A 7,859-nucleotide genomic window follows, 5' to 3' on the forward strand; every position below is an offset into this window, starting at 1 on the left:
CATCGGTGCAAAGGTGTCACATCGATTCCCCTGTCGGCCAGTGGCCCTTCACCACCGGCCGACGACCCGTCACACGGCCGGGTGCGCCCCGTCACGCACCGTGTTCGCCGGGCCGGAAGCCGTCCTCGAGCGCCTCCACCGCGTCGAGCAGCCCCCGCAGGCCGATCTCCTCGCGCTCGACGTCCGTCGGATCGAAGAGCCATTCGGTGACCGGCAGGCCGGCGGCCTCCTCAGGACGGCTCGCCTCCACCAGGGTCACTTCCGCCTCGACCTCGACCTCGAGCTCATACAGAAAGTCGTCGTCGCCGCTCGGAGCAGCGCTCATCATTCCTCCATAGGTTGGACAGCCGGAAGTGAGGATGCGCGGCTACTTGGCGGCGTTCTGCCCGAGCCAGTCGCGGTACCGGATCTCGCCGAGGATCGCGCCCTCACCCGGCACCAGCGTCCGCTCGCCCGGCACGCTGCCGTAGTAGGACGCCTGCGGGTCGGTGACCACCGTGCGCGGGTCGCCCCAGGCGGCCAGGGCCTCGCGGAAGAACTCGTCCATCCGGGACTGCTCGGGCCCGGCCACCTCGACCCGGCCGTTCAGCGGCTGCCCCACCGCGACCCGGCCGACCGCCTGCGCGACCTCTTCACCCGCGATGGGCTGGTAGCGCACGGGCGCGATCCGTACCGAGTCGCCGTCCGTGGCCGCATCGGCGATGCTGCGGGAGAACTCGAAGAACTGGGTGGCGTGGACGATCGAGAACGGGATCCCCGACTTCTCGATCAGGCTCTCCTGCGCGATCTTCGCCGCGAAGTAGCCGTTCTCCGGCATCCGCTCCGTTCCCACCACCGACAGCGCGACATGGTGACCGACCCCGGCCGCGGCCTCCGCCGCCAGCAGATTGCGCGTGGAGGTCTCGAAGAACTCCATCACCGCGGCGGGCTCGAACGACGGCGAGTTCGACACGTCGATCACCACCCGCGCCCCCGCCAGCACCTCCGCCAGCCCTTCCCCGGTGAGGGTGTTGACACCGGTGCTCGGCGCCGCCGCCACCGCCTCGTGCCCGTGCTCACCCAGCTTCGCCACCAGCTTCGACCCGATCAGGCCGGTCCCGCCGACCACGACGACCTTCATGGCAAAAACCCCTTCTGTCCGCCGGCGCACCCATGTGCCGACCGGTCCGCCAGCTAAGACAGGGCAGCCTCCGGGCTTGTGACAGATAGCGTGAAGATTCTTTCCGCAGCGGAAATCTTCCTGTGCTGTACCTCGCCACTGGCCTGTCCCCGCTGCCCAAGGGGAAGGGGACGCCGGAGCGGGGGCGATGGCAGTGGCGGATCCTGGATCAGGCGGTCCGGAAGATCTCGAACAGGCCGCGGCGGTGTTCACCGGTGTGCGGCCGCGCCTGTTCGGGATCGCGTACCGGATGCTGGGCAGCGCGACCGAAGCCGAGGACCTGGTGCAGGACGTCTGGCTGCGCTGGCAGGTCTATGACCGCGCCGCAGTGGACAGCCCGGCCGGGTTCCTGGCGACGACGACCACGCGGCTGGCGATCAACGTCGCCCGGTCCGCACGAGTGCGCCGCGAGACCTACCTCGGCCCGTGGCTGCCCGAACCCGTCGACCCCGGCGCGGATCCCTGCCTCGGCGCCGAGCGCGGTGAGGTCCTGGAGTTCGCGGTGCTGCTGCTCCTGGAGCGGCTCTCGCCCGCCGAACGGGCGGCGTACGTGCTGCGGGAGGCGTTCGACTACCCCTACCGGCAGATCGCCGGCATCGTCCGGCTCGACGAGCCGGCCGTCCGCCAGCTGGTCAGCAGGGCCCGCAAACACGTGCTCGTCGAACGCCGCACACCCGTGACCCGAGCCGAACGACGCAGACTGCTGACCGCCTTCGTCGCCGCCGCCCGCTCCGGCGACATGGCCGCGCTGGAAGCGCTCTTCACGGCGGACGTGGCCGGCCACTCCGTCGTACGCCCCTCTCGCATGGCGGGCGCGTCGCGGGTGGCCGGGCACGTCAAGGCGTTCGCGGGCCACTTCTGGACCAGAGTGTCACGACTCGCCAGAGCCGGCGAGCCGCAGGCCCTGACGACGCGCTCCGGCGGCCGCGGCCGTGATCGTGAAGGGGACCAGCAGAACGCAGATGGCCGTGATCGCCGCGACCACGGCGGCCAGGCCGATCCGGGGCGTCGCGAGCGGCACGTGCGCGCGCGGCACCAAGGCGGAGCGGCCGGCCCCCGCCCGGAGGTGTTACTGGGGCTCGACGAACTGCATGTCGAGCTGGATCTTCACGGAGTCACTGAGGACAGGGAGGCCGAAGCCGAGATCGAAGTCGCTCCGGCGGATCTCGCCCTTCGCCTCGAATCCGGCGTGCCTGCGTCCGTCCACGACGGAGTCCTCGACCCCGCCGAACTCGACGTCGAAGGTGACGGACCGGGTCACCTCGCCGATGGTGAGGTCGCCCTCCATGATCCAGTCGCTGCCCTGCCCTTCGATCCTGGTGGAGCGGAACGCCATGGCCGGGCGGTTGGCGACGTCGAGCATGTCGGGGCCGCTGACGTGGGCGTCGCGGTCGGCGTTCCCGGTGTCGATCGAGTCGAGCGCGACGGTGGCGGTGACCGAGCAGGTGTCGAGGGTGCCGCCGACGGTGAGGCCGGCCTCGAAGCGCCCGAACTCGCCGCGCACCTTCGAGATGCCGAGGTGGCGGATCGTGAAGCCGACCGCCGAGTGGTACGGGTCGAGGGTCCACTGCCCGGCGGTGAGCGGCAGAGCGGTCGGGGTCGTCGCGATGGTCTTGGAATTCATGCCCCCAACCTGGCCGGGGCGGCGGCGCGTAGGGAGGCCGGGCTGAGACTGGCCCTGACAGGGCGACGATGAGCGCGCCGGGGATCGATAGGTTGCGGGGGTGAGCGAGAACGAACTGGGCGTGTTCCTGCGCAGCCGCCGGGAGGCCATCAATCCCGCCGACGTAGGGCTTCCCACCGGATACCGGCGGCGGACCCCCGGACTGCGCCGCGCCGAGCTGGCCACGCTCGCGGGGATCAGCGTCGAGTACCTGGCACGGCTGGAACAGGGGCGCGACCGGCATCCGTCGCCGCAGGTGCTCGGCGCGCTCGCCGACGCCCTGCGGATGTCCACCGACGAACGTTTCCACCTCAGGCTCCTGGCGAAGGCGACCGAGGGCGGCAGCTCCTACATCTGCGCTGCGGCCCAGGCGCCGGTCGTGTCCATCCGGCCGACGGTGCGGGTGCTGCTCGACAAGCTGGAACCCACCCCGGCGGTGCTGATCAACCGGATGACGCAGGTGCTCGCGTACACCACGGGCTTCGAGCGCCTGGCCGGGCCCACCGGGCTCCTGGACGCGGCCGAGCCCAGCTTCGCGCGGTTCGTCTTCACCGACCCGCGCGCCCGCGACGTCTACCCCGACTGGGACGCCGTCGCGACCCAGCAGGTCGCCATCCTCAAGGGCGCGGCCGGCCTCGCCGACCCGCACGTGGCGGGCCTCGCCGACGAGCTCACCGTCACGGCCGGCGGACCCTTCGTCGAGCTGCTCACGACGCCGGGCATCCCCGAGCGGGCCGGCGTCCAGCGCTGGACGCACCCTGAGGCCGGGGACCTGCGCCTCGCGTACGAGGCCCTCGAACTCGCCGACGACCAGCGCCTGATCGCCTACCTTCCGGCGGACGAGGCGTCGTCGGCCGCGCTCGACCGTCTGACCGGCCGCCACCTGGGCACGCTCCGCGTCGTCAACAGCTGAGCCCGATCGGCGGCGACGTCGCGCGCCCTGCCGTCGATGATCATTTGCCTGCGGTCACGGCTTTCAGCTCCTCGAATGACTCCCGGACGAGCTGTGGAAAGTCGGCCTGGGCGGACGTGCTGATCCAGCGTTCGAACGCGATCCTGAAGACGGCGATCCCGGCCTCGGCGGCCAGGTCGGCGGCCGGGTCCGTGACGCCGCGCCGGCGCAAGGCGTCGGCGAGCGCCGCGGACAACCAGGAGAGCTTGATCAGCTCGCGTTCGCGGAGTTCCGCGTTCGCGGCGATGATGGCATGACGCTGCCGGGCGTAGTCGCGTCGCTCCTGGAGCAGGGCTGCGCCGGCCTCGATGGCTCCGGCAATCGCGTCGATCGGCGCCGCGGAGTCAGGCGCACCGGCGACGGCGTCCACGAAGTGCTGCTGCAGCGTGCGGGAGCCCCAGAACAGCACCTCGCGCTTGTCGGCGAAGTGCCGGAAGAACGTGCGCTCCGTCAGCCCCGCGCGCTTGGCGATCTCCGCCACCGTGGTCTGCTCGAACCCGCGCTCGGTGTAGAGCTCCATCGCCGCCTGCTCGAGCCGGCCCCGCGCGTTCGGCTCCCATCGACCCATGCGGTGAATCCTACCTTGATGACAGTGGCTGACATCGGTGCTAGCTTTGATGACAGTCACTGACATCGATCGACCGCTTGGAGTACTTCTCATGCGCGTATTCGTCACCGGCGCGTCCGGATGGATCGGCTCCGCCGTCGTACCCGAACTGATCGGCGCGGGCCATCAGGTCACCGGCCTGGCCCGCTCGGACGCCTCGGCCGCCGCCCTGGCCGAGGCCGGGGCGCAGGTGCATCGCGGCACCCTTGACGACCTCGACGGACTGCGGCGTGCGGCTGCCGACTCGGACGGCGTGATCCACCTCGCGTTCAAGCACGACATCGCCTTCTCCGGGAACTACCAGGGCGCCGCCGACGCCGATCGCCTCGCCGTCGAGACCTTCGGCGAGGCGCTCGCGGGCTCCGGCCGGCCGCTCGTCATCGCCTCCGGGATACTCGGGCTCGCGGCGGGGCAGGTGGCCACCGAACGGGACGGGCGCGACCAGGACCCGTCGGCGCAGCCGAGCGGCGGCCCGCAGGGTCGGCTGGCCACCGCGCAGCTGACGCTCTCCCTCGCCTCCCGCGATGTCCGCTCGTCCGTCGTACGGCTCGCCCCGACGGTGCACGGCGAAGGAGACAACGGTTTCATGGCGACCCTGGTCGGCATCGCGCGAGACAAGGGCGTCTCCGGTTACATCGGGGACGGGTCCCACCGCTGGCCCGCCGTGCACCAGCTCGATGCCGCGCACCTGTTCCGCCTGGCGCTGGAGCAGGCCCCGGCGGGATCGGTGCTGCACGCCACCGCGGACGAGGGCGTGCCGATCCGTGACATCGCCGAGGTGATCGGCCGCAACCTGAACCTGCCGGTGGTCTCGATCCCGAGCGAGGCCGCAGGCGAGCACTTCGGCTGGCTGGGCGGCTTCCTCGCGAGCGACAGTCCGGCCTCGAGCACGCTGACCCGGGAGTCGCTGGGATGGCGGCCGACGCAACCCGGGCTCATCGACGACCTCGACAAAGGCCACTACTTCACCGGCGCATCCGCCGCCTGATCAGGCCGCTGGAGCCTTTGGAGCGCTACCCCAGCAGCTGGGTGAGCTTCAGCACCAGCTCGTACACGCCGAAGGCGAAGGGCAGGCCGACCCAGGCCCACGCCACCACCATCAGAGCGGTCCGCCTCGAGGTCATCGCGCCTGCCCTTCCACCGTCAGCCGCTCGGCGGGCTTCTCGTGGTACTTCTCGCTCACCGGCCGGATCAGCTCGTTGGCGACCAGCCCCACCGCCAGCAGCCCGATCATGATGTAGAGGGAGGTGGTGTAGAGCGCGGGGCCGGACCTGCCCGCCGCCTTCTGCGCGTCGGCGACGGCGTTCACGATGAGCGGGCCGAGCACGCCGGCGGTGGACCACGCGGTGAGCAGGCGGCCGTGGATCGCGCCGACCTGGAAGGTGCCGAACAGGTCCTTCAGGTACGCCGGGACCGTCGCGAAGCCGCCGCCGTAGAAGGACAGGATGCCCAGCGCGCACACGATGAACAGCGGCTTCGAGGAGTTGCCCGCCAGTGCGATCACCAGGTAGAGCAGCGCGCCCACACCCAGGTAGACGCGGTACATGTTCTTGCGCCCGATCACGTCCGAGGTGGACGACCAGACGAAGCGGCCGGTCATGTTCGCCAGCGACAGCAGCGCCACGAAACCGGCGGCCGCCCCCACGGCGACCGGCGTGGCCGTGCCGGCGAAGAAGTCCCTGATCATAGGCGCGGCCTTCTCCAGGATGCCGATGCCCGCGGTGACGTTGCAGCACAGCACGATCCACAGGCAGTAGAACTGCGGGGTGCGGATCGCGTTGCGGGCCGAGACGTCCGCGTCGGTGATCAGCGGCCGGGCCGCGACCGCGGGCGGCGTCCAGCCGCGCGGCGACCAGCCCTCCGGCGGGACGCGTACCAGCAGCACGCCCATCGACATGAAGACCGCGTAGACCACGCCGTGCACCAGGAACGTGCCGGCGATCCCGCCCGTGCCCGTGCCGAACGACTCCAGCATCTGCGCCGACCACGGCGAGGCGATGAGAGCCCCTCCGCCGAACCCCATGATCGCGATGCCGGTGGCCATGCCGGGCCGGTCGGGGAACCACTTGATCAGCGTGGAGACGGGGGAGATGTAGCCGATGCCGAGCCCGATCCCGCCCACGAACCCGTATCCGAGCACCACCAGCCAGTACTGCCGGGTGGCCACGCCCAGCGCGGACAGCAGGAACCCGGAGGAGAAGCAGGACATCGAGACGAACATCGCCCACCGCGGCCCGTTGCGCTCCACCAGCGTGCCGCCGAAGGCCGCCGACAGGCCGAGCATGACGATGCCCAGCTGGAAGGGCAGGGCGCTCTGCGTGCCCGACAGCTGGAGCGCCGACTCCAGCGGGGGTTTGAACACGCTCCACGCGTACGCCTGCCCGATCGCCAGGTGGACGGAGAGCGCCGCGGGCGGCACCAGCCACCGGCTCCAGCCCGGGTCCGCCACGATGCGGGAACGGTCGAGGAATCTTGTCGCCACGTGTCACGCGTACCACATACCGTATGCAGTATCGGAGCTCCTTACGGCGAGCGGTCAGAAATCAGCGACGAACGGCCTCCTGCTCGCTTCGGCCCTGCGGTGGTGCGGCCGCTGGCGAAGCGCCGTTGCAGCGGCGCGGTCAGCGGGCTCGCGCGAGGCCGGCCAGCAGGGCGGTGACCCGTTCGCCCGCGGCACGCGTCCCGCCCGAGGTCAGCGCCGACCCCATGCCGCAGGCCACGGCGCCCGCCGCGATCCACTCCGGTGCGTTGTCGAGGGTCACGCCCCCGGTGGGGATCGCGGGCACCTGCGGCAGCGCCGCCCGCACGTCCCGCAGCCAGGACGGCGACACCGCGGACGCCGGGAAGATCTTCACCGCGTCCGCCCCCTCCTCCAGGGCCTGCACGATCTCGGTCGGCGTCGAGACGCCCGGGAAGACCGGGACGCCGTACCGGTGGCCGGTGCGGATGACCTCGCGGTGCAGGTTGGGCGAGACCAGGAAGCGCGCCCCGGCCTCCACGGCGGCGCGGGCCGCCGCGCCGTCCAGCACGGTGCCCGCGCCGACCAGCGCCTCGGGCCGCCGCTCGGTGACCGCCGCCACGGCGGCGAGGGCACGCGGCGTCGTGAGCGCCACCTCCACGGCCCTCAGCCCGGCGTCCAGCACGGCCTCGGCGGCGGCCACCGCCTCATCGGGCCCTGAGGTCCTGACGATCCCGAACACCCGCTGCTCGGTGACGGCCTGGACGATCTCCCAGCGGAACATGACTCCCCTTCGCAGGATGACGACGTGCGCCCTCATCCTGTCGCGGGTCCCCACGCTCCCGGCCATCGCCCCCGCCGAAGGGTCGTCGAGTCGATATCGCTACTCTATGTGATAAATAAGGGACAGTAAGTCACAACGGGGGTTCTTGTGAAGATTGCCTGCGTCGGCGGCGGGCCCGCCAGCCTGTACTTCTCGATCCTGATGAAACGGGCCGATCCGGCCCATGACATCACCGT

Annotated in this window: 9 protein-coding genes and 1 pseudogene; 3 read left to right on the forward strand and 7 right to left on the reverse strand. The window is 71.3% G+C overall.

The features are described from left to right. Nucleotides 1-91: 91 nt before the first annotated feature. Entirely contained in the window at nucleotides 92-325 is a 234-nt protein-coding gene (locus AB0J64_RS50810; protein WP_364044475.1) for a hypothetical protein, read from the reverse strand. A gap of 42 nt (nucleotides 326-367) precedes the next feature. Further along, on the reverse strand, nucleotides 368-1,120 hold the full coding sequence (locus AB0J64_RS50815) for an SDR family oxidoreductase (protein WP_364044478.1): 753 nt from the start codon (nucleotides 1,118-1,120) through the stop codon (nucleotides 368-370). A gap of 289 nt (nucleotides 1,121-1,409) precedes the next feature. On the opposite strand from AB0J64_RS50815, the pseudogene AB0J64_RS50820 reads away from it, so the two are divergent. After that, nucleotides 1,410-1,754 (forward strand): annotated as a pseudogene (locus AB0J64_RS50820) (sigma factor); the annotation flags it as partial. 276 nt (nucleotides 1,755-2,030) lie between these two features. Here AB0J64_RS50820 and AB0J64_RS50825 read toward each other — a convergent pair. Then, complete coding sequence (locus tag AB0J64_RS50825) at nucleotides 2,031-2,180, reverse strand: hypothetical protein (protein ID WP_364044481.1); 150 nt, start codon at nucleotides 2,178-2,180, stop codon at nucleotides 2,031-2,033. Nucleotides 2,181-2,228: 48 nt separating this feature from the next. Beyond that, entirely contained in the window at nucleotides 2,229-2,783 is a 555-nt protein-coding gene (locus AB0J64_RS50830; RefSeq protein ID WP_364044484.1) for a YceI family protein, read from the reverse strand. A 100-nt stretch (nucleotides 2,784-2,883) separates the two neighbouring features. On the opposite strand from AB0J64_RS50830, the gene AB0J64_RS50835 reads away from it, so the two are divergent. Beyond that, nucleotides 2,884-3,735 (forward strand): helix-turn-helix transcriptional regulator, encoded by an 852-nt coding sequence (locus AB0J64_RS50835; protein WP_364044487.1) that lies wholly within the window; start codon nucleotides 2,884-2,886, stop codon nucleotides 3,733-3,735. Nucleotides 3,736-3,775: 40 nt separating this feature from the next. Here AB0J64_RS50835 and AB0J64_RS50840 read toward each other — a convergent pair whose 3' ends face one another. After that, the gene (locus AB0J64_RS50840) at nucleotides 3,776-4,342 is read right to left on the reverse strand and encodes a TetR family transcriptional regulator (RefSeq protein WP_364044490.1); all 567 of its coding nucleotides are present in this window, start codon (nucleotides 4,340-4,342) and stop codon (nucleotides 3,776-3,778) included. A gap of 91 nt (nucleotides 4,343-4,433) precedes the next feature. On the opposite strand from AB0J64_RS50840, the gene AB0J64_RS50845 reads away from it, so the two are divergent. Next, nucleotides 4,434-5,369 (forward strand): SDR family oxidoreductase, encoded by a 936-nt coding sequence (locus AB0J64_RS50845; protein ID WP_364044493.1) that lies wholly within the window; start codon nucleotides 4,434-4,436, stop codon nucleotides 5,367-5,369. 132 nt (nucleotides 5,370-5,501) lie between these two features. On the opposite strand, the gene AB0J64_RS50850 is transcribed toward AB0J64_RS50845, so the two are convergent. Beyond that, complete coding sequence (locus AB0J64_RS50850) at nucleotides 5,502-6,863, reverse strand: OFA family MFS transporter (RefSeq protein ID WP_364044496.1); 1,362 nt, start codon at nucleotides 6,861-6,863, stop codon at nucleotides 5,502-5,504. A gap of 139 nt (nucleotides 6,864-7,002) precedes the next feature. Next, the gene (locus tag AB0J64_RS50855; RefSeq protein ID WP_364044499.1) at nucleotides 7,003-7,623 is read right to left on the reverse strand and encodes a bifunctional 4-hydroxy-2-oxoglutarate aldolase/2-dehydro-3-deoxy-phosphogluconate aldolase; all 621 of its coding nucleotides are present in this window, start codon (nucleotides 7,621-7,623) and stop codon (nucleotides 7,003-7,005) included. Nucleotides 7,624-7,859 lie beyond the last annotated feature (236 nt).

Origin of the sequence: Nonomuraea sp. NPDC049695, from assembly GCF_040674955.1 — a bacterium.
GTDB classification, from domain to species: Bacteria; Actinomycetota; Actinomycetes; order Streptosporangiales; family Streptosporangiaceae; genus Nonomuraea; species Nonomuraea helvata.

Bases quoted from the DNA above. Each gene is read 5' to 3' on its own strand.
- AB0J64_RS50845 (WP_364044493.1), top strand. From the start codon at position 4,434: ATGCGCGTATTCGTCACCGGCGCGTCCGGATGGATCGGCTCCGCCGTC.
- AB0J64_RS50830 (WP_364044484.1), bottom strand. From the start codon at position 2,783: ATGAATTCCAAGACCATCGCGACGACCCCGACCGCTCTGCCGCTCACC.
- AB0J64_RS50840 (WP_364044490.1), bottom strand. From the start codon at position 4,342: ATGGGTCGATGGGAGCCGAACGCGCGGGGCCGGCTCGAGCAGGCGGCG.
- AB0J64_RS50815 (WP_364044478.1), bottom strand. From the start codon at position 1,120: ATGAAGGTCGTCGTGGTCGGCGGGACCGGCCTGATCGGGTCGAAGCTG.
- AB0J64_RS50855 (WP_364044499.1), bottom strand. From the start codon at position 7,623: ATGTTCCGCTGGGAGATCGTCCAGGCCGTCACCGAGCAGCGGGTGTTC.
- AB0J64_RS50810 (WP_364044475.1), bottom strand. From the start codon at position 325: ATGAGCGCTGCTCCGAGCGGCGACGACGACTTTCTGTATGAGCTCGAG.